The organism is Arthrobacter sp. sptzw32 (assembly GCF_059089735.1).
The window spans coordinates 172,164-196,465 of record NZ_JBNHEZ010000001.1; the positions used below are offsets into that span (position 1 = coordinate 172,164).

Annotated in this window: 26 protein-coding genes; 25 read left to right on the forward strand and 1 reads right to left on the reverse strand. The window is 61.9% G+C overall.

Going from position 1 to position 24,302, the window contains the following annotated elements; all coding sequences use genetic code 11:
• Nucleotides 1-258: 258 nt before the first annotated feature.
• From rpoB to AC5RVN_RS00860, 7 genes are all read left to right on the forward strand, one after another.
• A complete protein-coding gene (gene rpoB / locus AC5RVN_RS00830; RefSeq protein WP_494041966.1) occupies nt 259-3,768 on the forward strand; it encodes a DNA-directed RNA polymerase subunit beta in 3,510 nt (1,169 codons plus the stop codon).
• A 105-nt stretch (nt 3,769-3,873) separates the two neighbouring features.
• Entirely contained in the window at nt 3,874-7,773 is a 3,900-nt protein-coding gene (locus AC5RVN_RS00835) for a DNA-directed RNA polymerase subunit beta' (RefSeq protein WP_494041965.1), read from the forward strand.
• Nucleotides 7,774-8,125: 352 nt separating this feature from the next.
• Nucleotides 8,126-8,500 carry a 30S ribosomal protein S12 gene (gene rpsL / locus AC5RVN_RS00840; RefSeq protein WP_009358312.1) on the forward strand — a complete coding sequence of 125 codons (375 nt, stop codon included), beginning with the start codon at nt 8,126-8,128 and terminating at the stop codon, nt 8,498-8,500.
• A 1-nt stretch (nt 8,501) separates the two neighbouring features.
• Complete coding sequence (gene rpsG / locus AC5RVN_RS00845) at nt 8,502-8,972, forward strand: 30S ribosomal protein S7 (RefSeq protein WP_026531948.1); 471 nt, start codon at nt 8,502-8,504, stop codon at nt 8,970-8,972.
• Between the two features lie 69 nt (nt 8,973-9,041).
• On the forward strand, nt 9,042-11,156 hold the full coding sequence (fusA, locus tag AC5RVN_RS00850) for an elongation factor G (RefSeq protein ID WP_494041964.1): 2,115 nt from the start codon (nt 9,042-9,044) through the stop codon (nt 11,154-11,156).
• A gap of 260 nt (nt 11,157-11,416) precedes the next feature.
• The gene (gene tuf / locus AC5RVN_RS00855) at nt 11,417-12,607 is read left to right on the forward strand and encodes an elongation factor Tu (protein ID WP_163161890.1); all 1,191 of its coding nucleotides are present in this window, start codon (nt 11,417-11,419) and stop codon (nt 12,605-12,607) included.
• 101 nt (nt 12,608-12,708) lie between these two features.
• On the forward strand, nt 12,709-12,834 hold the full coding sequence (locus AC5RVN_RS00860; RefSeq protein WP_494041963.1) for a hypothetical protein: 126 nt from the start codon (nt 12,709-12,711) through the stop codon (nt 12,832-12,834).
• A 19-nt stretch (nt 12,835-12,853) separates the two neighbouring features.
• Here AC5RVN_RS00860 and AC5RVN_RS00865 read toward each other — a convergent pair whose 3' ends face one another.
• A complete protein-coding gene (locus AC5RVN_RS00865; protein WP_494136798.1) occupies nt 12,854-14,290 on the reverse strand; it encodes a GH1 family beta-glucosidase in 1,437 nt (478 codons plus the stop codon).
• 398 nt (nt 14,291-14,688) lie between these two features.
• Here AC5RVN_RS00865 and rpsJ point away from each other — a divergent pair, with 398 nt between their 5' ends.
• From rpsJ to rpsE, 18 genes are all read left to right on the forward strand, one after another.
• Nucleotides 14,689-14,997 (forward strand): 30S ribosomal protein S10, encoded by a 309-nt coding sequence (rpsJ, locus tag AC5RVN_RS00870; protein ID WP_003803825.1) that lies wholly within the window; start codon nt 14,689-14,691, stop codon nt 14,995-14,997.
• A gap of 17 nt (nt 14,998-15,014) precedes the next feature.
• Entirely contained in the window at nt 15,015-15,665 is a 651-nt protein-coding gene (gene rplC, locus AC5RVN_RS00875) for a 50S ribosomal protein L3 (RefSeq protein WP_013601833.1), read from the forward strand.
• Between the two features lie 4 nt (nt 15,666-15,669).
• Nucleotides 15,670-16,290 carry a 50S ribosomal protein L4 gene (gene rplD / locus AC5RVN_RS00880; protein ID WP_494105527.1) on the forward strand — a complete coding sequence of 207 codons (621 nt, stop codon included), beginning with the start codon at nt 15,670-15,672 and terminating at the stop codon, nt 16,288-16,290.
• A complete protein-coding gene (rplW, locus tag AC5RVN_RS00885; RefSeq protein ID WP_011692807.1) occupies nt 16,287-16,592 on the forward strand; it encodes a 50S ribosomal protein L23 in 306 nt (101 codons plus the stop codon). Before rplD ends, rplW begins: the two co-directional genes overlap by 4 nt.
• Before the next feature lie 29 nt (nt 16,593-16,621).
• A complete protein-coding gene (gene rplB, locus AC5RVN_RS00890; RefSeq protein ID WP_309073219.1) occupies nt 16,622-17,461 on the forward strand; it encodes a 50S ribosomal protein L2 in 840 nt (279 codons plus the stop codon).
• Nucleotides 17,462-17,473: 12 nt separating this feature from the next.
• Complete coding sequence (gene rpsS, locus AC5RVN_RS00895; RefSeq protein WP_003803803.1) at nt 17,474-17,755, forward strand: 30S ribosomal protein S19; 282 nt, start codon at nt 17,474-17,476, stop codon at nt 17,753-17,755.
• Nucleotides 17,756-17,793: 38 nt separating this feature from the next.
• Nucleotides 17,794-18,159, forward strand: coding sequence for a 50S ribosomal protein L22 (gene rplV / locus AC5RVN_RS00900; protein ID WP_306634843.1), 366 nt, complete (start codon nt 17,794-17,796; stop codon nt 18,157-18,159).
• Nucleotides 18,160-18,993 (forward strand): 30S ribosomal protein S3, encoded by an 834-nt coding sequence (gene rpsC / locus AC5RVN_RS00905; RefSeq protein WP_494041961.1) that lies wholly within the window; start codon nt 18,160-18,162, stop codon nt 18,991-18,993.
• A complete protein-coding gene (rplP, locus tag AC5RVN_RS00910; RefSeq protein WP_050054315.1) occupies nt 18,994-19,410 on the forward strand; it encodes a 50S ribosomal protein L16 in 417 nt (138 codons plus the stop codon).
• 2 nt (nt 19,411-19,412) lie between these two features.
• The gene (rpmC, locus tag AC5RVN_RS00915; RefSeq protein ID WP_163161897.1) at nt 19,413-19,742 is read left to right on the forward strand and encodes a 50S ribosomal protein L29; all 330 of its coding nucleotides are present in this window, start codon (nt 19,413-19,415) and stop codon (nt 19,740-19,742) included.
• Entirely contained in the window at nt 19,739-20,044 is a 306-nt protein-coding gene (rpsQ, locus tag AC5RVN_RS00920) for a 30S ribosomal protein S17 (RefSeq protein WP_091415064.1), read from the forward strand. Before rpmC ends, rpsQ begins: the two co-directional genes overlap by 4 nt.
• An 803-nt stretch (nt 20,045-20,847) precedes the next feature.
• Complete coding sequence (gene rplN, locus AC5RVN_RS00925) at nt 20,848-21,216, forward strand: 50S ribosomal protein L14 (RefSeq protein ID WP_009358299.1); 369 nt, start codon at nt 20,848-20,850, stop codon at nt 21,214-21,216.
• 3 nt (nt 21,217-21,219) lie between these two features.
• On the forward strand, nt 21,220-21,579 hold the full coding sequence (gene rplX, locus AC5RVN_RS00930; protein WP_494041959.1) for a 50S ribosomal protein L24: 360 nt from the start codon (nt 21,220-21,222) through the stop codon (nt 21,577-21,579).
• Nucleotides 21,579-22,160, forward strand: coding sequence for a 50S ribosomal protein L5 (gene rplE, locus AC5RVN_RS00935; RefSeq protein WP_494041958.1), 582 nt, complete (start codon nt 21,579-21,581; stop codon nt 22,158-22,160). The genes rplX and rplE overlap by 1 nt, the downstream gene beginning before the upstream one ends.
• Before the next feature lie 83 nt (nt 22,161-22,243).
• Complete coding sequence (gene rpsH, locus AC5RVN_RS00940) at nt 22,244-22,642, forward strand: 30S ribosomal protein S8 (RefSeq protein WP_494041957.1); 399 nt, start codon at nt 22,244-22,246, stop codon at nt 22,640-22,642.
• 18 nt (nt 22,643-22,660) lie between these two features.
• Nucleotides 22,661-23,197 carry a 50S ribosomal protein L6 gene (rplF, locus tag AC5RVN_RS00945; RefSeq protein WP_387545494.1) on the forward strand — a complete coding sequence of 179 codons (537 nt, stop codon included), beginning with the start codon at nt 22,661-22,663 and terminating at the stop codon, nt 23,195-23,197.
• 2 nt (nt 23,198-23,199) lie between these two features.
• A complete protein-coding gene (gene rplR, locus AC5RVN_RS00950; protein WP_188727435.1) occupies nt 23,200-23,583 on the forward strand; it encodes a 50S ribosomal protein L18 in 384 nt (127 codons plus the stop codon).
• Complete coding sequence (gene rpsE / locus AC5RVN_RS00955; protein ID WP_494105525.1) at nt 23,580-24,302, forward strand: 30S ribosomal protein S5; 723 nt, start codon at nt 23,580-23,582, stop codon at nt 24,300-24,302. The genes rplR and rpsE overlap by 4 nt, the downstream gene beginning before the upstream one ends.

The following is a 24,302-nucleotide window of genomic DNA, read 5'->3' on the forward strand; positions in this document are numbered from 1 at the left end:
CCGGATGTGGGGTAGACATGTAGGTTATTTTGCCGTATCGTAGATATTTGCGTCTTCCCTGTTTACCTTCAGCCTTCATATAGCGGTGGGCTTTCGCCTGGCAGCTGGCAATCAACGTGCCGTCAACAACGTCACAGCATGGTCAGCACCGGCCCCGGGTCATATAGCGGAACCGGATGGTAGCACTGCGGAGTCATTCTGCAGGGTGCACAGCGGGGGAGATCTGAAAACGCCTGAAGGTCTGTGGAAGGATCCCTCTTGGTCGCCTCGAGCACCTCTAATAACGAAACCGCTAACACCGCCGACAGCACTGATGGTGCCACTCGCCGGCTCTCATTCGCAAAGATTCACGAACCTCTTGACGTTCCGAATCTGCTTGCCCTCCAGACTGACAGCTTCGACTGGCTGGTTGGAAACGAACGCTGGCAGGCGCGCGTAGCGAAGGCTGTCGAAGAAAACGATCTTAGCGTCGCCACCACGTCCGGACTCTCGGACATCTTCGAAGAGATCTCCCCGATTGAGGACTTCCAGGGCACCATGTCCCTGAGCTTCTCCGATCCGGAGTTCGCTGACCCCAAATACACCATGGCCGAGTGCAAGGACCGGGACGCAACGTACTCGGCACCGCTGTACGTCAAGGCCGAGTTCATGAACAACAACACGGGCGAAATCAAGCAGCAGACCGTGTTCATGGGCGACTTCCCGCTGATGACCGAGAAGGGCACCTTCGTGGTCAACGGCACCGAGCGTGTCGTCGTCTCCCAGCTGGTCCGTTCCCCGGGCGCCTACTTCGAGCGTGCCGCCGACAAGACCAGCGACAAGGACATCTTCACCGCGAAGATCATCCCGTCCCGCGGCGCCTGGTTCGAGCTCGAAATTGACAAGCGCGACCAGGTGGGCGTTCGCCTCGACCGCAAGCGCAAGCAGTCCGTCACTGTCCTGCTGAAGGCCCTCGGCTGGACCGAAGGCCAGATCCTCGAAGAGTTCGGCCAGTACGACTCCATGCGGGCAACCCTGGAGAAGGACGCCACCGAAACCCGCGAAGACGCGTTGCTGGACATCTACCGGAAGCTGCGCCCGGGCGAGCCGCCCACCGTCGAGGCTGCCCAGTCCCTGCTGGACAACCTGTACTTCAACTCCAAGCGCTACGATCTGGCCAAGGTTGGCCGCTACAAGATCAACCGCAAGCTTGGCATCGACCGCTCCCTTGGCGACAAGGAAGCTTCGGTCCTGCATGTTGACGACATCGTTGCCATGATCAAGTTCCTCGTTGCGCTGCACGCCGGCGAGAAGACCATCAAGGGCACCCGCGACGGCCAGGAAGTGGACCTGCGCGTCGAAATCGACGACATCGACCACTTCGGCAACCGCCGCATCCGCGCCGTCGGCGAGCTCATCGAGAACCAGGTCCGCACCGGCCTGTCCCGCATGGAGCGCGTTGTCCGCGAGCGTATGACCACCCAGGACGTCGAGGCCATCACGCCGCAGACCCTGATCAACATCCGCCCCGTGGTCGCAGCGATCAAGGAGTTCTTCGGAACTTCCCAGCTGTCCCAGTTCATGGACCAGAACAACCCGCTCTCGGGCCTGACCCACAAGCGCCGCCTGTCGGCCCTTGGCCCCGGTGGTCTGTCCCGTGACCGCGCCGGCATGGAAGTCCGTGACGTGCACCCGTCCCACTACGGACGCATGTGCCCCATCGAAACCCCTGAAGGCCCGAACATTGGTCTGATCGGTTCGCTGGCATCCTATGGACGCATCAACCCGTTCGGCTTCATCGAGACGCCGTACCGCCTGGTCAAGAACGGCGTTGTTTCCGACGACGTCCAGTACCTGACGGCCGACGACGAGGCTGAGGTGCTGATCGCCCAGGCCAACGCGCCGCTGGACGAGAACAAGAAGTTCGCCGAGGACACCGTCCTGGTCCGTGCCCGTGGTGGTGGAGGCGAGCCTGTCCTGGTTCCCGCCGAGGACGTCGAGTTCATGGACGTCTCCCCGCGCCAGATGGTGTCCGTGGCTACCGCCCTGATCCCGTTCCTCGAGCATGACGATGCAAACCGCGCACTCATGGGTGCCAACATGCAGCGCCAGGCTGTGCCGCTGGTCCGTTCCGAGGCTCCGTTCGTGGGCACCGGCATGGAGCGCGCTGCAGCTGTCGACGCCGGCGATGTCACCATCGCGAAGAAGGCCGGTGTGGTGACCGAGGTCTCCGCTGAGCTGGTCATCATGCTCAATGATGACGGCACGGAAACCAACTACCGCATCAACAAATTCGCCCGCTCCAACCAGGGCAACTGCTACAACAACCGGGTCCTGGTAAACGAAGGCCAGCGCCTGGAAGTTGGCGGCATCATCGCCGACGGCCCGGCAACGGACCAGGGCGAGCTCGCCCTGGGCAAAAACCTGCTCGTGGCATTCATGTCATGGGAAGGCCACAACTTCGAGGACGCCATCATCCTCTCGCAGCGCATTGTTGCCGAGGACGTTCTTTCCTCCATCCACATCGAGGAGCACGAGATCGATGCCCGCGACACCAAGCTTGGTGCCGAGGAAATCACCCGTGACATCCCCAACGTGTCCGAGGAAGTCCTGGCGGGCCTGGACGAGCGCGGCATCATCCACATCGGTGCCGAGGTTGAAGCCGGCGACATCCTGGTTGGAAAGGTCACCCCGAAGGGTGAAACCGAGCTGACCCCGGAAGAGCGCCTGCTGCGCGCCATCTTCGGTGAGAAATCCCGCGAAGTCCGCGACACCTCCCTCAAGGTGCCCCACGGCGAGTCCGGCACCGTCATCGGCGTCCGCGTCTTCGACCGCGACAACGACGACGAGCTGCCCCCGGGCGTGAACCAGCTGGTCCGCGTTTACGTGGCCGCAAAGCGCAAGATCACCGACGGCGACAAGCTCGCCGGCCGCCACGGCAACAAGGGCGTTATCTCCAAGATCCTCCCGATCGAGGACATGCCCTTCCTTGCCGACGGCACCCCTGTTGATATCGTCCTGAACCCGCTGGGTGTCCCGGGCCGTATGAACGTGGGCCAGGTGCTCGAAACTCACCTCGGCTGGGTCGCCAAGACCGGCTGGAAGATCGAAGGCGAGCCCGAGTGGGTCAAGCAGCTGCCGAACCTGCCGCGCGAGAGTGGCCAGACCACTGTTGCAACGCCGGTGTTCGACGGCGCCCGTGAAGAGGAAATCACGGGCCTGCTGGATTCCACCAACGTGACCCGCGACGGCCAGCGCCTGATCGACTCCTCCGGCAAGACCCGTCTGTTCGACGGCCGCTCCGGCGAGCCGTTCCCGGATCCGATCTCGGTTGGCTACATGTACATCCTGAAGCTCCACCACCTGGTGGACGACAAGATCCACGCGCGCTCCACCGGCCCGTACTCCATGATCACGCAGCAGCCGCTGGGTGGTAAGGCACAGTTCGGTGGCCAGCGCTTCGGCGAAATGGAAGTGTGGGCGCTCGAAGCTTACGGCGCCGCCTACACGCTCCAGGAGCTCCTCACGATCAAGTCTGACGACATCCATGGTCGCGTGAAGGTCTACGAAGCCATCGTCAAGGGCGAGAACATCCCCGAGCCGGGCGTTCCCGAGTCCTTCAAGGTCTTGATCAAGGAAATGCAGTCGCTGTGCCTGAACGTGGAAGTCCTCTCCACGGACGGAACCACAATTGAAATGCGTGACTCTGATGACGCAGTCTTCACCGCTGCGGAAGAACTGGGCATCGATCTGTCTCGTGCAGAGCCCAGTTCGGTAGAAGAGGTTTAGCAGGGGACTTGCGGCGGCGGGTTCGCACCCGTCGTCGCAAGTCACCTCCCTCTTCCCGTAACCCAAGACTTCAGAATTTAGAGAACAAGAGAGAACAGGGACCATATGTCCAGCGAATCCTCCTTCGGCCTCATGCAAATCGGCCTCGCAACCGCGGAAGACATCCGCGGCTGGTCTTACGGCGAGGTTAAGAAGCCGGAAACCATCAACTACCGCACCCTCAAGCCCGAGAAGGACGGACTCTTCTGCGAGAAGATCTTCGGCCCGTCCCGGGACTGGGAGTGCTACTGCGGCAAGTACAAGCGCGTGCGCTTCAAGGGCATCATCTGTGAGCGTTGTGGCGTTGAAGTCACCCGTGCCAAGGTCCGCCGTGAACGCATGGGCCACATCGAACTGGCCGCGCCGGTCACGCACATCTGGTACTTCAAGGGTGTTCCCTCCCGTTTGGGCTACCTCCTTGACCTGGCACCGAAGGACCTCGAAAAGGTCATCTACTTCGCTGCCTACATGATCACCAGCGTCGACGAAGCTGCCCGCCACGAGGAACTGCCCAACCTGCAGGTTGAGCACGACATCGAGAAGAAGCAGCTCATCGACAACCGCGACTCCGACATCGCGGCGATCGCCCGTGACCTCGAAGGCGAAATTGCCCGCCTCGAGGGTGAAGGCGCGAAGGCTGCCGACAAGAAGAAGGCACGCGACTCCGCCGACCGCCAGATGGCCAACGTTCGCAAGCGCGCCGACGCCGACATCGAGCGCCTCGAGCAGGTCTGGGACCGCTTCAAGAACCTCAAGGTCGCAGACCTCGAAGGTGACGAAGGCCTGTACCGCGAGCTGCGCGACCGCTACGGCATGTACTTCGAAGGCTCCATGGGTGCCGAAGCCATCAAGAAGCGTCTTGAAAGCTTCGACATGCAGGCCGAGTCGGACCTGCTGCGCGACATCATCGCCAACGGCAAGGGCCAGCGCAAGACCCGTGCCCTCAAGCGCCTGAAGGTGGTCAACGCGTTCCTGACCACCAACAACAGCCCGCTTGGCATGGTCCTCGACGCCGTCCCGGTGATCCCGCCGGAACTGCGCCCCATGGTCCAGCTGGATGGTGGCCGCTTCGCGACCTCCGACCTCAACGACCTGTACCGCCGCGTGATCAACCGCAACAACCGCCTCAAGCGGCTGCTTGACCTGGGTGCTCCGGAGATCATCGTCAACAACGAGAAGCGCATGCTTCAGGAAGCTGTTGACAGCCTCTTCGACAACGGCCGCCGCGGCCGTCCGGTCACCGGGCCGGGCAACCGTCCGCTGAAGTCCCTGAGCGACATGCTCAAAGGCAAGCAGGGCCGTTTCCGCCAGAACCTCCTCGGCAAGCGCGTCGACTACTCCGGCCGTTCGGTCATCGTCGTCGGCCCGCAGCTGAAGCTGCACCAGTGCGGCCTGCCCAAGCAGATGGCCCTGGAGCTCTTCAAGCCGTTCGTGATGAAGCGCCTGGTTGACCTCAACCACGCCCAGAACATCAAGTCGGCCAAGCGCATGGTGGAACGCTACCGTCCGCAGGTTTGGGACGTGCTGGAAGAGATCATCACCGAACACCCGGTGCTGCTCAACCGTGCACCCACCCTGCACCGCCTCGGCATCCAGGCATTCGAGCCCCAGCTTGTTGAAGGCAAGGCAATCCAGCTCCACCCGCTGGTTTGTGGCGCCTTCAACGCGGACTTCGACGGCGACCAGATGGCAGTCCACCTGCCGCTGAGCCCCGAGGCCCAGGCTGAAGCCCGCATCCTGATGCTGTCCTCCAACAACATCCTGAAGCCCTCCGACGGACGCCCGGTCACCCTGCCTTCGCAGGATATGATCATCGGCCTCTACCACCTGACCACCAAGCGTGCCGGTTCAGCTGGCGAAGGCCGCGTCTTCGGGTCGGTTGCGGAAGCCATCATGGCGTTCGACGCCCGCGAGCTGCACCTGAACTCGCAGGTCAAGATCCGCCTTGAGGGCTTCGTGCCCTACGCCGGCTGGGAAGCCCCGGAAGGCTGGGAGCAGGGTCAGCCCGCACTCGTCCAGACCTCCCTGGGCCAGGTTCTCTTCAACGAGACCCTGCCCGAGGACTACCCCTGGGTTGAGGCCGTTGCCGACAAGGGCGAGCTGTCCCGCATCGTCAACGACCTCGCCGAGCGCTACCCGAAGGTTGTCACCGCAGCAACGCTGGACAACCTGAAGGATGCCGGTTTCTACTGGGCCACCCGTTCAGGCGTTACCGTCGCCATCTCCGACATCGAGGTTCCGGCCGCGAAGCCGCAGATCCTCGCCGGTTACGAGGAGCGGGCTGCCAAGATCCAGGGCCAGTACGACAAGGGCCTGATTGACGACGACGAGCGTCGCCAGGAACTGATCGAGATTTGGAACAAGGCAACCAACGAGATCGCCCAGGCAATGCGCGACAGCCTGTCGCCGATGAACACCATCAACCGAATGGTGTCCTCCGGTGCGCGTGGTAACTGGATGCAGGTCCGCCAGATCGCGGGTATCCGTGGCCTGGTGGCCAACCCGAAGGGTGAAATTATTCCCCGTCCCATCAAGTCCTCCTACCGCGAGGGCCTGTCGGTTCTGGAATACTTCATCGCCACGCACGGCGCCCGTAAGGGTCTGGCTGACACCGCCCTGCGTACCGCCAACTCGGGTTACCTGACCCGCCGCCTGGTGGACGTCTCGCAGGACGTCATCGTCCGCGAAGAGGACTGCGGCACCGAGCGTGGCCTGGTCACGCCCATCGCCGTCGCCGACTCCAACGGTGAACTGGTGCTGGACGAGAACGTCGAGAACAGCGCCTACGCACGTACGCTGGCTGTCGACGTCGTGGACTCCGAGGGCAACGTCCTCGCAGCCGCCGGCACCGACTGCGGTGACGTTGTCATTGCCGAGCTGTTCGCAGCAGGCATCACCGAGGTCAAGGTCCGCTCCGTACTCACCTGTGAGTCCAGCGTCGGCACCTGCGCCCTGTGCTATGGCCGCTCGCTGGCCACCGGCAAGACCGTGGACATCGGCGAGGCCGTGGGCATCATCGCCGCGCAGTCCATCGGCGAGCCCGGTACCCAGCTGACCATGCGTACGTTCCACACCGGTGGTGCAGTTTCCGCCAGCGGCGGCGACGACATCACTCAGGGTCTGCCCCGTATCCAGGAGCTCTTCGAAGCCCGTACTCCGAAGGGTGTTGCACCGATTGCAGAAGCAGCCGGCCGCATCGCCATCGAAGAGTCCGAGCGCCAGATGCGCCTGGTCATCACTCCCGATGACGGAACTGAAGAGATCGCCTACCCGGTCCTGCGCCGTTCACGCCTGCTGATCGAAGATGGCGACCACGTCACCGTCGGCCAGAAGCTGATCAACGGACCGGTGGATCCCAAGCAGGTCCTGCGCATCATGGGTCCGCGTGCGGCACAGAAGTTCCTGGTGGACGAGGTCCAGGGCGTGTACCGCAGCCAGGGCATCGGTATCCACGACAAGCACGTCGAGGTTATCGTCCGCCAGATGCTGCGCCGCGTCACGGTCATCGAGTCCGGCGAATCGGACCTGCTGCCTGGCGAGCTCGCCGAGCGCAGCCGCTTCGAGGACGCCAACCGCCGTGTTGTCTCCGAGGGCAAGGCGCCGGCTTCCGGACGTCCTGAGCTCATGGGCATCACCAAGGCGTCCCTGGCCACCGAGTCCTGGCTGTCCGCAGCTTCCTTCCAGGAGACCACCCGCGTCCTGACGCAGGCGGCCATGGAAGGCAAGAGCGATCCGCTGCTCGGCCTCAAGGAGAACGTCATCATCGGCAAGCTGATCCCGGCCGGCACGGGCCTCCCGCGCTACACCGAGGTCACCGTTGAGCCCACTGAAGAAGCAAAGGCCAACCTGTTTACCGGCCCCAGCGCATTCAGTGACTTCTCGTACGACACCCTGGGCGGCGACGGAGCTCCTGAGTTCCACGCCATCCCGCTGGATGACTACGACCTGGGCAACGACTTCCGCTAAAGGCAGTCAGCGTTCCTGAAAGGCCCCGTCTCAACCTGCTCCACGGCAGGGGGAGGCGGGGCCTTTCGTATACACCCGATTAAGGCTCAGGATCAAGCCGTGCTAGAATTTTGGTAATTGTTCTGTGTGGCAGTGGATGAAGGCCGCCGCAGCATCATTTTGGTTTTGTTCTCATGATGCTGGGTGTGAGCTTGTTTCCGGGTTGCGGGCTAGGTGCGCAACGAATGCCACTCTTTTGCACGCCTCGGCACGATTCGAGACACCAAGGCTGCAGGGACAACGCCAAAACCGACGCAGTGACGGCTGACGCCTGAATGTTCCGGTCGAGATCAAACCAACGGAGAACACGAGAGTGCCTACGATTAACCAGCTGGTCCGCAAGGGCCGCACGCCTAAGGTCTCCAAGACCAAGGCCCCCGCGCTTAAGGGCAGCCCGATGCGCCGCGGTGTTTGCACCCGCGTTTACACCACCACCCCGAAGAAGCCGAACTCGGCTCTGCGCAAGGTGGCACGTGTGCGCCTCAACGGCGGCGTCGAAGTAACGGCCTACATCCCCGGTGTGGGACACAACCTGCAGGAGCACTCCATTGTGCTCGTTCGCGGCGGTCGTGTGAAGGACCTCCCGGGTGTCCGTTACAAGATCGTCCGCGGCGCCCTCGATACCCAGGGTGTCAAGAACCGTAAGCAGGCCCGCAGCCGCTACGGCGCAAAGATGGAGAAGAAGTAATATGCCTCGCAAGGGTCCGGCCCCCAAGCGGCCGCTCGTACTAGATCCCGTTTACGGCTCCCCGCTGGTCACCCAGCTCATCAACAAGGTGCTCGTTGACGGCAAGAAGTCCACGGCAGAGCGCATCGTCTACGGTGCCCTCGAAGGCGCACGCGCCAAGTCCGGCGGCGACCCCGTAGCAGCCCTCAAGAAGGCCATGGACAACGTCAAGCCTTCCCTCGAGGTCCGCTCACGCCGCGTCGGCGGCGCCACCTACCAGGTTCCGGTTGAGGTCAAGCCGGGCCGCTCCACCGCACTCGCCCTGCGCTGGCTGGTTGGCTACTCCAAGGCCCGCCGCGAAAAGACGATGACCGAGCGCCTCCAGAACGAAATCCTGGATGCCTCAAACGGTCTCGGTGCCGCTGTGAAGCGTCGCGAAGACACCCACAAGATGGCCGAGTCCAACAAGGCCTTCGCACACTACCGCTGGTAATACTTCCCGTACGCCGCCGGCCCTTCCAGGCCGGCGGCGAACGTGTAGTCCATCCGAAAGGGAGACACCGTGGCACAGGACGTGCTTACCGACCTTAGTAAGGTCCGCAACATCGGCATCATGGCCCACATTGATGCCGGCAAGACCACCACCACCGAGCGCATCCTGTTCTACACGGGTGTGAACCACAAGATCGGCGAAACGCACGACGGCGCTTCGACCACTGACTGGATGGAACAGGAAAAGGAACGCGGCATCACCATCACGTCTGCCGCCGTGACCTGCTTCTGGGAGAACAACCAGATCAACATCATCGACACCCCCGGCCACGTTGACTTCACCGTTGAGGTTGAGCGCTCCCTGCGCGTCCTCGACGGTGCCGTCGCCGTCTTCGATGGCAAGGAAGGCGTTGAGCCGCAGTCTGAAACCGTTTGGCGCCAGGCTGACAAGTACAACGTTCCGCGCATCTGCTTCGTCAACAAGATGGACAAGCTCGGTGCCGACTTCTACTTCACCGTAGACACCATCATCAGCCGCCTGGGCGCCAAGCCGCTCGTTATGCAGCTGCCCATCGGTGCCGAGAACGACTTCATCGGCGTCGTGGACCTGCTCTACATGCGCGCACTGGTGTGGCCCGGCGATGCCAAGGGTGACGTCACCATGGGTGCCAAGTACGAGATCCGCGAGATCCCGGCTGACCTCCAGGAAAAGGCCGAAGAGTACCGCGCAAACCTCGTTGAGACGGTTGCGGAGTCCTCCGAGGAACTCATGGAGAAGTACCTCGAGGGTGAAGAAATCTCGATCGACGAGCTCAAGGCCGGCATCCGCAAGATGACGATCAACTCCGAGCTCTACCCGATCTTCTGCGGTTCCGCCTTCAAGAACCGCGGCGTTCAGCCCATGCTCGATGCAGTCGTGGACTACCTGCCGAACCCGCTCGACGTCCCCCCGATGGTCGGCCACGATCCTCGCGACGAAGAGAAGGAACTGACCCGCAAGCCTTCCTCTGAAGAGCCGTTCTCCGCACTGGCCTTCAAGATTGCTGCGCACCCGTTCTTCGGCCAGCTCACCTTCATCCGCGTGTACTCCGGTCACGTGGAAGCAGGCGCCCAGGTGGTCAACTCCACCAAGGGCAAGAAGGAGCGCATCGGCAAGCTGTTCCAGATGCACGCCAACAAGGAAATGCCTGTTGAGGGCGCTACCGCCGGCCACATCTACGCAGCCATCGGTCTGAAGGACACCACCACGGGTGACACCCTGTGTGATTCCAGCAACCAGATCGTCCTTGAGTCCATGAGCTTCCCGGAGCCCGTGATCTCGGTTGCCATCGAGCCGAACACCAAGGGTGACCAGGAGAAGCTCTCCACGGCCATCCAGAAGCTCTCCGCTGAGGACCCCACCTTCCAGGTGTCCCTCAACGAAGACACCGGTCAGACCATCATCGCCGGCATGGGCGAACTCCACCTGGACATCCTGGTGGACCGCATGCGCCGCGAATTCAAGGTCGAGGCAAACGTGGGCAAGCCCCAGGTTGCCTACCGCGAAACCATCAAGCGCGCCGTCGAACGCCACGACTACACGCACAAGAAGCAGACCGGTGGTTCGGGTCAGTTCGCAAAGATCCAGATCGCGATCGAGCCGCTGGACACCGCCGAGGGCGAGCTGTACGAGTTCGAGAACAAGGTCACCGGTGGCCGCGTTCCCCGCGAGTACATCCCGTCTGTTGACGCTGGTATCCAGGACGCGCTGAACGACGGCGTCCTCGCCGGCTACCCGGTTGTGGGCATCAAGGCCACACTGGTTGACGGCGCGTACCACGATGTTGACTCGTCCGAAATGGCGTTCAAGATCGCCGGCCGTATGGCTTTCAAGGAAGCCGCACGCAAGGCAAACCCGGTTCTGCTCGAACCGCTGATGGATGTAGAGGTCCGCACCCCTGAGGAATACATGGGTGAAGTTATCGGTGACCTCAACTCCCGCCGTGGCCAGATGCAGTCCATGGAGGATGCACAGGGCGTCAAGGTCATCCGTGCGCACGTTCCGCTGTCCGGCATGTTCGGCTACATCGGTGACCTGCGTTCGAAGACCCAGGGCCGTGCTGTGTACTCCATGACGTTCAACAGCTACGCCGAGGTCCCGAAGGCAGTTGCCGACGAGATCATCCAGAAGACCCGCGGCGAATAGTCTCCGGACTTTCGCAGCGAACAAACTCGGGTGTGCTTCCGGTTGACGGAGGCCCGCCTGGTGCAGGTGGCCGGTACGGCCGGATTCATCCGGACAAGCCGGATTCCGGCCATCTGCGCGAACAGGCTCTAGGGACTAGTATTAGTTCCTGAATCTGCAATTTCAGTAATCCAAAGCCCCCCAAGTAGACTTACCTGAGTTTCTGCCGCTACAAGAGCGGCAGAAGGGTATGTCATTTGAAAACGTTCTAGGAGGAACCTGTGGCAAAGGCAAAGTTCGAGCGGACTAAGCCGCACGTTAACATCGGCACCATTGGTCACGTTGACCACGGTAAGACGACGTTGACGGCCGCCATTTCCAAGGTGCTGTACGACAAGTACCCGACTCTCAACGAGAAGCGTGACTTCGCGTCGATCGACTCTGCTCCCGAAGAGCGTCAGCGCGGCATTACCATCAACATCTCCCACGTTGAGTACCAGACCGAGAAGCGCCACTACGCACACGTAGACGCCCCCGGTCACGCTGACTACATCAAGAACATGATCACCGGTGCTGCCCAGATGGACGGTGCAATCCTCGTGGTTGCCGCCACTGACGGCCCGATGGCTCAGACCCGCGAGCACGTTCTGCTCGCCCGCCAGGTTGGTGTTCCCTACCTGCTGGTCGCACTGAACAAGTCCGACATGGTTGACGATGAGGAACTGCTGGACCTCGTTGAAATGGAAGTTCGTGAGCTCCTCAGCTCGCAGGGCTTCGATGGCGACGAAGCGCCGGTTGTCCGCGTTTCCGGCCTGAAGGCACTGGAAGGCGACCCGGAGTGGGTCAAGTCCGTTGAGGACCTGATGGCTGCTGTGGACGAGTCTGTTCCGGACCCCGTACGTGACCGTGACAAGCCGTTCCTCATGCCTATCGAGGACGTCTTTACCATCACCGGCCGTGGCACCGTTGTTACGGGCCGCGCCGAGCGTGGAACCCTCGCCATCAACTCCGAGGTCGAGATCGTCGGCATCCGCCCGGTCCAGAAGACCACGGTTACCGGTATCGAGATGTTCCACAAGCAGCTCGACGAAGCATGGGCCGGCGAGAACTGTGGCCTCCTGCTCCGCGGTCTGAAGCGCGATGACGTAGAGCGTGGCCAGGTTGTCGTCAAGCCGGGTTCCATCACCCCGCACACCGACTTCGAGGCAAACGTCTACATCCTCTCCAAGGACGAAGGCGGACGTCACAACCCGTTCTACTCCAACTACCGCCCGCAGTTCTACTTCCGTACCACGGACGTAACCGGCGTTATCACCCTGCCCGAGGGCACGGAAATGGTTATGCCTGGCGACAACACTGAGATGACCGTTGCGCTCATCCAGCCCATCGCTATGGAAGAGGGCCTCGGCTTCGCAATCCGCGAAGGCGGCCGCACCGTTGGTTCAGGACGCGTTACCAAGATCAACAAGTAATTCCAGTTGAACTGAAGAACAGCCCCGCTGCTACAGCAGCGGGGCTGTTCTCTTTGGTTAACCCCACCCTGATACTGTTGCTTGACCGAAAGGAGTTCATCATGGGATGGCTTATTTTTCTGATCATCGCGGTGGCCGTGGTGGCAGGTGTCTTCTGGGCCAAAAAGCACTTCCGCCGCGAGATTGACCGTGCCAAGCGGATCAACCGGGCAAACAAAAACCAGTAACGGCTTTCGGCGGCAGGGCTTAGCCCGCCGCGGCTCTCCTTGCCTTACTCAGGGCCTGGTACCAGTAGAAGGACTGCTTGGGCGTACGCTCCAGTGTTGCAAAGTCCACATGCACCAGGCCGAAGCGCTGTGAGTAGCCCGCCGCCCATTCAAAGTTGTCCATCAGGGTCCACACGTAGTAACCGCGCAGGTCCACGCCCGACGCCATCCCTCCGGGTGAGGTAGCGTCCAGCGCAGCCCGCAGGTGGGAAGCGATGTAGTTCACCCGTTCCTCGTCCTGGACGGGACCGGTGACACGCTCAGGTTCGGGGAAGCTCGCTCCACCTTCGGTGATGTAGACCGGCGGGAGTGCGTCACCGTACCGGTCCTGCAGTTCCTTGAGCAGGACACCCAAATGTTCAGGTGCCACGGGCCAGCCGAATCCAGTGCTGTCGTACTCTGGATAGCCCACCTCATGGAAGGGCAGCCGGGCAACTGCCTTGTGCGTATTGGCCGGTATGGGCGTCACGCCGCGGCCGATGGCAACCTTCACCGGGTAGTAGTAGTTCAGGCCGTAGAAATCGAGCGGCTGGTGGATGGTCCGCAGGTCGGCGTCGGAAAGCTTGCCAATGGAGCGCAGCCACGGCCTGGCATACAGCGGAAGGTTCGGGTAGCGGCCCAGCAGCACGGGATCAGCGTAGATGCGGTTCATCAGCAGGTCGTACATCGTTGCCACCAGCCTGTCACCAACGTTCCGGCTGGCTGGCCGGACCGGTGAGTGGAGGTTGGTAACGCCAACATCGCCCTTGACCCCGGCAGCCCGTAAGGCCTGTGCGCCCAGGCCGTGGGCCAGGAGTTGGTGGTGGATGGCAGGCAGGGCATCGAACATGAGTGTCCTGCCGGGCGCGTGGACGCCCAGGGCGTACCCGTTCAGGGTCACGGACAACGGCTCGTTCAGCGTGACCCACTGCGCCACGCGGTCGCCGTAGCGTTCGCCGGCGGCGGCGGCATACTCGCCAAACCGCTCGGCTGTCTCACGGTTCATCCAGCCGCCGCGCTGTTCCAGCGGCAGAGGGGTGTCCCAGTGATAGAGGGTGGCCATGGGGGAGATGCCGGCAGCGAGCAGCTGGTCGATCAGCCGGTCATAAAAGTCCAGCCCCTCGGGATTCAGGCCTCCGCGCCCGTCCGGCTGGATGCGCGGCCAGGAGATTGAGAAGCGGTAGGAGTCCACGCCCAGTTCCTGCAGCAGGGCAACGTCCTCCGGCAGGCGGTTGTAGTGGTCGCAGGCCACAGCGGGGGAGTGCCCGTCCATAATGCTGCCGGGCTTCTCCGCGAAGGCGTCCCACCCCGAAGGACCCCTGCCCCCTTGAGTCAGGGCTCCCTCTATCTGGAAGGCTGCGGCTGCGACGCCCAGCATGAACGACGGCGGCATGCGGCTGGCCAGTTCAGTCACGGATTCGGTGCTCTCCAGCGTCATGCCCCTATCATCCAATCGGTTGTTGCCGTTGGCAATGACCCCGGAGCGGGGGAGGCAAAGGGCCGATTCGCTTCTGGCGCCGGAATCCGGCATACTAGATGAGTTGTTCAAGCGCTCTTTCGCGTCCCGATCCGGATAATGCCGGGTGCCAGGGTCCAGGTAAGAGCCCAAACATAACCACTCCCCAAGGAACTGCGGACGAGTACGCGCGGACAGCGCGACACGCCCGACCGCGGGGGTCGGTTGCGCCGGCAGGTTGAGGAACCCGGATTCATCCGGATTCAGCTTGTGCGGCGGGTGGTAGTTACGACTTCAAATGCTTCGGCAGCCGCACAACAGGTAAGTGAACAGGGCAGCCCTAATCAGGGGAAGCACAGACTGAAAGAGAGTCAGGCGACATGGCGGGACAAAAAATCCGCATCCGGCTGAAGTCATATGACCACGAGGTCATTGATGTTTCAGCACGGAAGATCGTTGAGACGGTCACGCGCGCAGGCGCAACTGTAGTTGGCCCCGTGCCGCTGCCGACGGAGAAGAACGTTTACTGCGTAATCCGCTCTCCGCACAAGTACAAGGACAGCCGCGAGCACTTCGAAATGCGCACGCACAAGCGTCTTATCGACATCATCGATCCCACGCCGAAGGCTGTTGACTCGCTCATGCGTCTCGACCTGCCGGCAGACGTGAACATCGAAATCAAGCTGTAGGGAGGTGCTGAGAGACTATGACCGCAACCCGTAACGTAAAGGGCCTGCTGGGCACGAAGCTCGGCATGACCCAGGTCTGGGACGAGAACAACAAGCTCATCCCCGTCACTGTGGTCCAGGCAGATTCGAACGTCATCACCCAGCTGCGCAACGCAGAAGCTGATGGCTACGTAGCCGTACAGATCGGCTACGGCCAGATCGATCCCCGCAAGGTCACCAAGCCGCTGGCTGGTCACTTTGAGAAGGCAGGCGTCACGCCTCGCCGCCACGTCGTCGAACTCCGTACCGCAGATGCTGCCGAGTACGAGCTGGGCCAGGAGCTCTCCGTAGAGGTCTTCGAAGCCGGCCAGAAGATCGACGTCATCGGCACCACCAAGGGTAAGGGCTTCGCCGGTGTTATGAAGCGTCACGGCTTCCACGGCGTTGGAGCTTCCCACGGTGCCCACAAGAACCACCGTAAGCCCGGTTCAATCGGTGGCGCATCCACCCCGAGCCGCGTCTTCAAAGGCATGAAAATGGCCGGCCGCATGGGCGCCGTTCGTCACACCACGCTGAACCTCACGGTCCACGCGGTTGACGTCGAGAAGTCGCTGCTCCTTATCAAGGGTGCCGTTCCCGGCGCCCGCGGCCAGGTCGTCCTCGTACGCACCGCCGTGAAGGGAGCCTAGTTCAATGGCTAACACTGTCCAGGTTGACCTGCCTGCAGAGATCTTCGACGTACAGACCAACGTGCCGCTGCTGCACCAGGTCGTCGTAGCCCAGCTCGCTGCTGCTCGCCAGGGTACCCACAAGACCAAGACCCGCGCTGAAGTTTCCGGTGCAGGACGCAAGCCGTTCAAGCAGAAGGGTACCGGCCGCGCCCGTCAGGGTTCCATCCGTGCTCCTCACATGACCGGCGGTGGCATTGTCCACGGTCCCACCCCGCGTGACTACAGCCAGCGCACCCCCAAGAAGATGATTGCTGCTGCACTGCGCGGCGCACTGTCCGACCGGGCGCGTAACGGACGCATCCACGTTGTTGCTGAACTGGTTGAGGGCACCAAGCCTTCCGCCAAGACTGCACTCGCAACCCTGCGCGGCGTTTCCGACCGCAAGAACCTGCTGGTTGTCATCGAGCGCGCCAACGACGTTGCTGCACTGTCCGTGCGCAACCTCGCCGGTGTTCACGTTCTGTACGCAGACCAGCTGAACACCTACGACGTTCTCGTGTCTGATGACGTTGTCTTCACCAAGGCTGCCTACGAAGCATTCGTTGCCGGCAAGGCAGCTAAGAACGAGGAGGATGCCAAGTGAGTGCAGCCACCATCAAGGATCCCCGCGACGTCGTGCTTGCACCCGTCGTGTCGGAAAAGAGCTACGGCCTGATCGACGAGGGCAAGTACACCTTCCTGGTGGACCCCCGGTCGAACAAGACCGAGATCAAGCTGGCCGTGGAGAAAATCTTCTCCGTCAAGGTCGAATCGATCAACACCATCAACCGTGCCGGTAAGCGCAAGCGCACCAAATTCGGATGGGGTACCCGCAAGAACACCAAGCGTGCGATTGTCACCCTCAAAGAAGGCACTATCGACATCTTCGGCGGTCCGCTCGCGTAGCGGAGACCACTTTAACGAGGAAATAAATTATGGGAATCCGTAAATACAAGCCGACTACCCCGGGCCGTCGTGGCTCGAGCGTAGCGGACTTCATTGAAATCACGCGGTCGACGCCGGAAAAGTCGTTGGTACGTCCGCTGCCCAAAAAGGGCGGCCGTAACAACACCGGTAAGATCACCACCCGTCACAAGGGTGGCGGACACAAGCGCCAGTACCGTCTTATCGACTTCCGTCGCCACGATAAGGACGGCGTCAACGCCCGCGTTGCTGAAATTGAGTACGATCCGAACCGTACGGCTCGCATCGCCCTCCTGCACTACGTTGATGGCACCAAGCGTTACATCATCGCGCCGAACAAGCTGGCCCAGGGTGACATGGTGGAAGCAGGTGCCAACGCTGACATCAAGCCTGGCAACAACCTGCCGCTGCGCAACATCCCCGTGGGTACCGTTATCCACGCAGTTGAACTGCGTCCGGGTGGCGGCGCCAAGATGGGCCGGTCCGCCGGTGCATCCATCCAGCTCGTTGCCAAGGAAGGCCGTTTCGCCCAGCTGCGTCTGCCTTCCGGTGAAATCCGCAACGTTGACGTGCGCTGCCGCGCAACCGTCGGCGAGGTGGGCAACGCCGAGCAGTCGAACATCAACTGGGGCAAGGCCGGCCGTATGCGCTGGAAGGGCGTTCGCCCGACCGTCCGCGGTGTCGCCATGAACCCGGTTGACCACCCGCACGGTGGTGGCGAGGGCAAGACGTCCGGTGGACGTAACCCCGTCAACCCGAACGGTAAGCGGGAAGGCCGCACGCGCCGCCCGAACAAAGAGAGCGACAAGCTTATTGTGCGTCGTCGTCGTACTGGCAAGAACAAGCGATAGGAGCCTGGACACATGCCACGCAGCCTGAAAAAAGGTCCTTTCGTTGACCAGCACCTCTTTGTGAAGGTAGCCAGGGAAAACGAAAAGGGCACCAAGAACGTCATCAAGACCTGGTCCCGCCGTTCGATGATCATCCCCGACATGCTCGGGCACACGATCGCCGTACACGACGGACGCAAGCACATCCCGGTGTTTGTCACTGAGTCGATGGTCGGGCACAAGCTCGGCGAATTCGCTCCCACGCGGACATTCCGCGGCCATGTCAAGGACGACCGTAAGGGCAAGCGCCGCTAGGCGCCTGCACTTACGTCAAAGACGAGAGAAGGAAAGCAATGGAAGCCAAGGCAATTGCGCGCCACATCCGCGTAACGCCTATGAAGGCCCGGCGCGTCGTCAACCTTGTTCGTGGTTTGCAAGCGAATGAGGCTCTGGCAATTCTGAAGTTTGCCCCCCAGGCAGCTTCGGAGCCGGTATTCAAGGTAGTTCAGTCGGCAATCTCCAACGCCCGGGTCCTCGCGGACCGCGACGGCGTGGCGTTTGACGAAGGCGACCTCATCATCAGCGCAGCGTTTGTTGATGAAGGTCCGACCATGAAGCGGTTCCAGCCGCGTGCCCAGGGTCGTGCATTTCAGATCAAGAAGCGCACCAGCCACATCACCGTGGTAGTCGCTACCCCGGAGAAAGAGGAGGCTCGCTAAGTGGGACAGAAAGTAAACCCGCACGGGTTCCGACTCGGCATCACCACCGATCACGTATCGCACTGGTTCGCTGACAGCACCAAGGCCGGCCAGCGGTACAAGGACTTCGTTCGCGAAGACATCCGCATCCGCCAGCTCATGTCCACGGGCATGGAGCGCGCCGGTATCGCCAAGGTTGAGATCGAGCGCACCCGTGACCGTGTCCGCGTGGACATCCACACGGCCCGCCCCGGCATCGTCATCGGCCGCCGTGGAGCAGAAGCAGACCGCATCCGCGGCGAGCTCGAAAAGCTCACCGGCAAGCAGGTTCAGCTGAACATCCTCGAGGTCAAGAACCCCGAGATGGAAGCCCAGCTTGTTGCCCAGGGCGTTGCTGAGCAGCTGACCTCACGTGTGGCTTTCCGCCGCGCGATGAAGAAGGCCATGCAGTCCGCGCAGCGTGCAGGTGCCAAGGGCATCCGTATCGCCTGCTCCGGTCGACTGGGCGGCGCTGAAATGTCCCGCTCGGAGTTCTACCGCGAAGGCCGTGTGCCCCTGCACACCCTCCGCGCGAACATCGACTACGGCTTCTACGAAGCCAAGACCACCTTCGGCCGCATCGGCGTGAAGGTCTGGATCTACAAGGGTGACGTCACCGCCAAGGAACTGGCCCAGCAGGCCGCTTCCGCCCCGTCCCGCGGACGCTCCGGCGACCGTCCGGGCCGCCCGGGTGGCGCTGACCGTGGTGACCGCCGCCGTCGCAACGACCGTCCGGCCGCTGACGCAGCTCCTGCTGCCGAGGCTCCGGCAGCTGAAGCTGCAGCTCCGGCAGCAGCAGAAGGAGGACAGGCTTAAATGCTTATCCCACGTCGAGTCAAGCACCGTAAGCAGCACCACCCGGGTCGTTCCGGCGCTGCTACGGGTGGCACCAAGGTCACTTTCGGTGAGTACGGCATCCAGGCCCTGAGCCCGGCATACGTCACCAACCGTCAGATCGAGTCTGCCCGTATCGCGATGACCCGCCACATCAAGCGTGGCGGCAAGGTCTGGATCAACATCTACCCGGACCGTCCCCTGACCAAGAAGCCTGCCGAAACCCGCATGGGTTCCGGTAAGGGTTCACCGGAATGGTGGGTCGCAAACGTCAAGCCGGGTCGGGTTCTCTTCGAGATCTCCGGCGTCGAAGAATCGGTAGCACGCGAGGCCCTGCGCCTGGCAATCCACAAGCTCCCGTTGAAGGCACGCATTCTGCGTCGCGAAGGTGGTGAATAGAAATGGCAGTAGGATCCAAGGATCTGGCTCCCGCACAGCTGGACGGTTTCGACAACGAGCGTCTCGTTGAAGAACTCCGCAAGGCCAAGGAAGAGCTGTTCAACCTGCGTTTCCAGTCCGCCACCGGACAGCTGGAGAACCACGGCAGGCTGCGCGCGGTAAAGAAGGACATCGCCCGCATCTACACCGTTCTCCGTGAGCGCGAGCTGGGCATTCGTGCCGAGGTTGCCGCACCGGTTGTGGAAGCCAAGGAAGAAAAGAAGTCCAAGAAGGCAGCAACCAAGAAGGCCGACAAGGCTGAAACGGTTGAGACCGAGGAGGATGCCAAGTGAGTGAAAAGGACCAGAACGTGACGGAAACTGCTACCGCAGCCACGGCTGAGCAGCGCGGTTACCGCAAGACGCGTCGCGGCTACGTGGTTTCGGACAAGATGGAAAAGACCATCGTTGTCCAGGTCGAAGACCGCGTGAAGCACGCGCTGTACGGCAAGGTCATCCGCCGTACCTCCAAGGTCAAGGCCCACGACGAAGAGAACACCGCCGGCATCGGCGACCTCGTTGTCATCGCCGAGACCCGTCCGCTGTCCGCCACCAAGAACTGGCGGCTCGTGGAAATCCTCGAGAAGGCCAAGTAGCACCTGCTGCTTCGGTAACCGGAAGCCCCCGCTCCCTTTGGGAAGCGGGGGCTTCCGCGTTAACGGCTGGACGGTGAGAGAGCGTCGGTGAAAAGGCGGCGGGGAGTGAGAGATCGTCGGTGAAAAGGCTGCAGGAAGTGAGAGAGCGTGCCGGCCTGCCGTGCACGACGGCGGCGCCCCGCGTTTTTGGGGCATGCGGGGGAGTGGTGCCGAGGCAGGCCGAGAGGCTGCCCTGGGTTCCGCCGTCGTTCCCTCTCAGACGCTCTCTCACTTATCGCAGGTTTTGGACGAACGCTCTCTCAGTTACCGCCCCATTTTGAAAGACGCTCTATCACCTCACGTTGGTCAAGCTTAGGGAGTGAGAGAGCGTCGGTGAAAAGGCTGCAGGGAGTGAGAGAGCGTGCCGGCCTGCCGTGCACGACGGCGGCGCTCCGGGACTGGCGGGGGAGTGTCACCGAGGCGGGCAGAATGGAGGCTGCCGCGCGGGCGGCCGTCGTCCGTCTTGCAGGGGAGCGCCGGCGGTGATATGGGGTTGAGTGGAAAACGTGCTAAGATTTTGAGTTTGTATGGCGCCTTTCGTGCGCCGACATCAAACCTCGTAAACAAGCGTGCCACAGCATAGTGCCCCCTTGCGCCCAGGATTCTCCTGGACCGGATGGGAGCAACTGCTTCTGGCACGGGAGTTTAGGCCTGGTCTGGCAAAATCCAGGCAGGTCAAGAGACACCCCGATCAACCGTTCCGCAAGGCTCATTCCGTAGGAAGATTTTCGGTCTGAGAACCGGCGCGACGCAAGGAGTAAATAGTGATTCAGCAGGAGTCGCGACTCAAGGTCGCCGACAACACGGGTGCTAAGGAAATCCTTACCATTCGCGTTCTCGGTGGATCTGGCCGTCGCTACGCAGGCATTGGCGACGTCATTGTCGCAACCGTCAAGGATGCAATCCCGGGCGGCAACGTAAAGAAGGGCGATGTTGTCAAGGCAGTCATCGTCCGTACCAAGAAGGAACGCCGCCGTGCGGATGGTTCCTACATCAAGTTTGACGAGAACGCAGCTGTGATCCTGAAGGGCGACGGTGACCCCCGCGGTACCCGTATCTTCGGACCGGTTGGTCGTGAACTCCGTGACAAGAAGTTCATGAAGATCGTTTCTCTGGCTCCGGAGGTGCTCTAGTCCATGGCTAAGATCAAGAAGGGTGACCTCGTTCAGGTCATCACTGGCGCCAAGGCTGAGCGCGGCGGCGACCGCGGCAAGCAGGGCAAGGTCCTGCGCGTGTTCCCCGACACCAACCGTGTGCTGGTCGAAGGCATCAACCGCGTAACCAAGCACACCAAGGTCGGTCAGTCGCAGCGCGGCACCAAGACCGGTGGCATCGAGGTTGTTGAAGCTTCGATCCACATCTCCAACGTGGCTCTGGTTGACCCGTCCACCAAGAAGCCCACCCGCGTTGGCTTCCGCACCGAAACCGTTGAGCGCAATGGCGTCCAGCGCGAAGTGCGCGTCCGCGTGGCCAAGAGCTCAGGGAAGGACATCTAATGACTGAGACTCTCGAGACTCCGGCAACGAAGATCGTTCCTCGTCTGAAGACCAAGTACGCCGATTCCATCAAGAGCACGCTCATTGAGGAATTCAAGTACGAAAACGTCAACCAGGTTCCGCGCCTCGTGAAGGTCGTTGTGAACATGGGTGTTGGAGATGCCGCCAAGGACTCCAAGCTGATCGACGGCGCTGTCCGCGACCTCACCCAAATCACCGGCCAGAAGCCGCAGGTAACCAAGGCCCGCAAGTCCATCGCACAGTTCAAGCTGCGCGAAGGCATGCCCATCGGCGCACACACCACCCTGCGTGGCGACCGCATGTGGGAATTCCTGGACCGTCTGGTCAGCCTCGCACTGCCCCGCATCAGGGACTTCCGTGGTCTCTCCGGCAAGCAGTTCGACGGTAACGGCAACTACACCTTCGGTCTGACCGAGCAGGTTATGTTCCACGAGATCGACCAGGACAAGATCGACCGCGTCCGCGGTATGGACATCACGGTTGTCACCACTGCCAAGACCGATGACGAAGGCCGCGCGCTGCTCAAGGCGCTTGGTTTCCCGTTCAAGGCCGAAGACTAATCTAACTACGTAAAAGGTCCGGCGGTCCGGCTGTAAAAAGCAAGTACCGCGGAAACCGTTATGAGGAAGGGCAAGAGCCCACCATGACAATGACAGATCCTGTCGCAGACATGCTTACGCGTCTGCGCAATGCAAACTCGGCATACCACGATTCCGTGTCCATGCCGTACAGCAAGCTCAAGGCACGCGTTGCTGACATCCTCAAGGCCGAAGGCTTCATCGCCGGCTGGAAGGAAGAAGACGCAGAGGTTGGCAAGAAGCTGACCCTCGAGCTCAAGTTCGGACCGAACCGCGAGCGTTCAATCGCTGGTGTTCGCCGTATCTCCAAGCCGGGCCTGCGTGTTTACGCAAAGTCCACCAACCTGCCGCACGTGCTGGGTGGCCTGGGTGTCGCAATCCTGTCCACCTCTTCCGGCCTCCTGACTGACAAGCAGGCCGGCAAGAAGGGCGTGGGCGGCGAAGTCCTCGCTTACGTCTGGTAACGGGAAAGGAAGAGAATAATGTCACGTATTGGACGTCTCCCCATCACCGTTCCTGCCGGCGTTGAGGTCAAGGTTGACGGCTCTGTCGTCAGCGTCAAGGGTTCCAAAGGCGAGCTGAACCACACTGTGGCCAGCCCGATCGAGGTTTCCCTGGAAGCAGACACCCTGACTGTCGCCCGCCCGAACGACGAGCGCGCCTCCCGTTCACTCCACGGCCTGACCCGCACCCTGATCTCCAACATGATCGAGGGCGTTACCAAGGGCTACGAGAAGAAGCTTGAAATCGTCGGTACCGGTTACCGCGTTCAGGCCAAGGGATCTGACCTTGAGTTCGCTCTCGGTTACAGCCACCCGGTTAATGTCTCCGCACCGGAGGGCATCACCTTTGCAGTTGAGACCCCGACCAAGCTCTCTGTTTCAGGTATCAACAAGCAGCAGGTCGGCGAGGTTGCTGCCAACATTCGCAAGCTGCGGAAGCCGGACCCCTACAAGGGCAAGGGCATCCGTTACGCCGGCGAAGTCATCCGCCGCAAGGTCGGAAAGGCTGGTAAGTAACCATGGCCATCTCAATTAACAAGAAGCGTACGAACAAGAGCAAGTCTGCTTCGCGCAGCCGCCGCCAGCTTCGTATCCGTAAGCGCATCTCCGGTACGGCTGTACGTCCTCGTCTGGTCGTCAACCGTTCCGCACGCCACGTATTCGTCCAGGTTGTCGATGACACCAAGGGCCTGACCGTAGCGAGCGCCTCCACTCTGGAAGCCGACCTTCGTGTATTCGACGGCGACAAGACTGCCAAGGCCAAGCGCGTTGGCGAACTCGTCGCTGAGCGTGCCAAGGCTGCCGGTATCGAAGCTGTTGTCTTCGACCGCGGTGGTAACAAGTACCACGGCCGGATTGCCGCCGTCGCTGACGGTGCACGTGAAGGTGGGCTGTCACTGTGACGGAAGCAAACAAGGAAAAGGACACTGTGTCTGCAGATCAGAAGGCTACTGAAGCCGTAGCTGCCGCTGAGACCACTGCCCCCGCAGCTGCCGACGACCGCCGTGGCGGCGCTCGTCGCGGCGAGCGTGGCGACCGTGGCCAGGGCCGCGGCGACCGTGGTGGCCGTGGCGGCCGCGACGGCGGCCGTGAAGCCGAGAAGAGCCAGTTCGTAGAGCGCGTCGTCACCATCAACCGCGTCTCCAAGGTGGTCAAGGGTGGTCGTCGCTTCAGCTTCACCGCCCTGGTCGTCGTCGGTGACGGCAACGGTATGGTCGGCGTTGGCTACGGCAAGGCTAAGGAAGTTCCTGCCGCAATCGCGAAGGGCGTAGAAGAGGCCAAGAAGTCCTTCTTCCGCGTTCCCCGCGTTGGCAGCACCATCCCGCACCGCGTTCAGGGTGAGGCCGCTGCAGGCGTCGTTATGCTGCGTCCGGCTTCCGCCGGTACCGGTGTTATCGCCGGCGGCCCGGTCCGTGCAGTACTGGAGTGCGTGGGCATCCACGACATCCTCTCCAAGTCGCTCGGTTCCTCCAACGCCATCAACATCGTTCACGCGACCGTTGATGCCCTGAAGCGCCTTGAAGAGCCGGCAGCAGTGGCAGCACGCCGCGGCCTGCCCCTCGACGAGATCGCTCCGCCGGCACTGGTGAAGGCCCTCCTGAACCAGAAGGCGGGTGTCTAA

What these genes read in the sequence shown, in the direction of transcription:
- AC5RVN_RS00835 (WP_494041965.1), top strand. Translation starts at nt 3,874, where the DNA reads ATGTCCAGCGAATCCTCCTTCGGCCTCATGCAAATCGGCCTCGCAACC.
- rpsG (WP_026531948.1), top strand. Translation starts at nt 8,502, where the DNA reads ATGCCTCGCAAGGGTCCGGCCCCCAAGCGGCCGCTCGTACTAGATCCC.
- AC5RVN_RS00860 (WP_494041963.1), top strand. Translation starts at nt 12,709, where the DNA reads ATGGGATGGCTTATTTTTCTGATCATCGCGGTGGCCGTGGTGGCAGGT.
- AC5RVN_RS00865 (WP_494136798.1), bottom strand. Translation starts at nt 14,290, where the DNA reads ATGACGCTGGAGAGCACCGAATCCGTGACTGAACTGGCCAGCCGCATG.
- rpsJ (WP_003803825.1), top strand. Translation starts at nt 14,689, where the DNA reads ATGGCGGGACAAAAAATCCGCATCCGGCTGAAGTCATATGACCACGAG.
- rplC (WP_013601833.1), top strand. Translation starts at nt 15,015, where the DNA reads ATGACCGCAACCCGTAACGTAAAGGGCCTGCTGGGCACGAAGCTCGGC.
- rplD (WP_494105527.1), top strand. Translation starts at nt 15,670, where the DNA reads ATGGCTAACACTGTCCAGGTTGACCTGCCTGCAGAGATCTTCGACGTA.
- rplB (WP_309073219.1), top strand. Translation starts at nt 16,622, where the DNA reads ATGGGAATCCGTAAATACAAGCCGACTACCCCGGGCCGTCGTGGCTCG.
- rpsS (WP_003803803.1), top strand. Translation starts at nt 17,474, where the DNA reads ATGCCACGCAGCCTGAAAAAAGGTCCTTTCGTTGACCAGCACCTCTTT.
- rplV (WP_306634843.1), top strand. Translation starts at nt 17,794, where the DNA reads ATGGAAGCCAAGGCAATTGCGCGCCACATCCGCGTAACGCCTATGAAG.
- rplP (WP_050054315.1), top strand. Translation starts at nt 18,994, where the DNA reads ATGCTTATCCCACGTCGAGTCAAGCACCGTAAGCAGCACCACCCGGGT.
- rpmC (WP_163161897.1), top strand. Translation starts at nt 19,413, where the DNA reads ATGGCAGTAGGATCCAAGGATCTGGCTCCCGCACAGCTGGACGGTTTC.
- rplX (WP_494041959.1), top strand. Translation starts at nt 21,220, where the DNA reads ATGGCTAAGATCAAGAAGGGTGACCTCGTTCAGGTCATCACTGGCGCC.
- rplE (WP_494041958.1), top strand. Translation starts at nt 21,579, where the DNA reads ATGACTGAGACTCTCGAGACTCCGGCAACGAAGATCGTTCCTCGTCTG.
- rpsH (WP_494041957.1), top strand. Translation starts at nt 22,244, where the DNA reads ATGACAATGACAGATCCTGTCGCAGACATGCTTACGCGTCTGCGCAAT.
- rplF (WP_387545494.1), top strand. Translation starts at nt 22,661, where the DNA reads ATGTCACGTATTGGACGTCTCCCCATCACCGTTCCTGCCGGCGTTGAG.
- rplR (WP_188727435.1), top strand. Translation starts at nt 23,200, where the DNA reads ATGGCCATCTCAATTAACAAGAAGCGTACGAACAAGAGCAAGTCTGCT.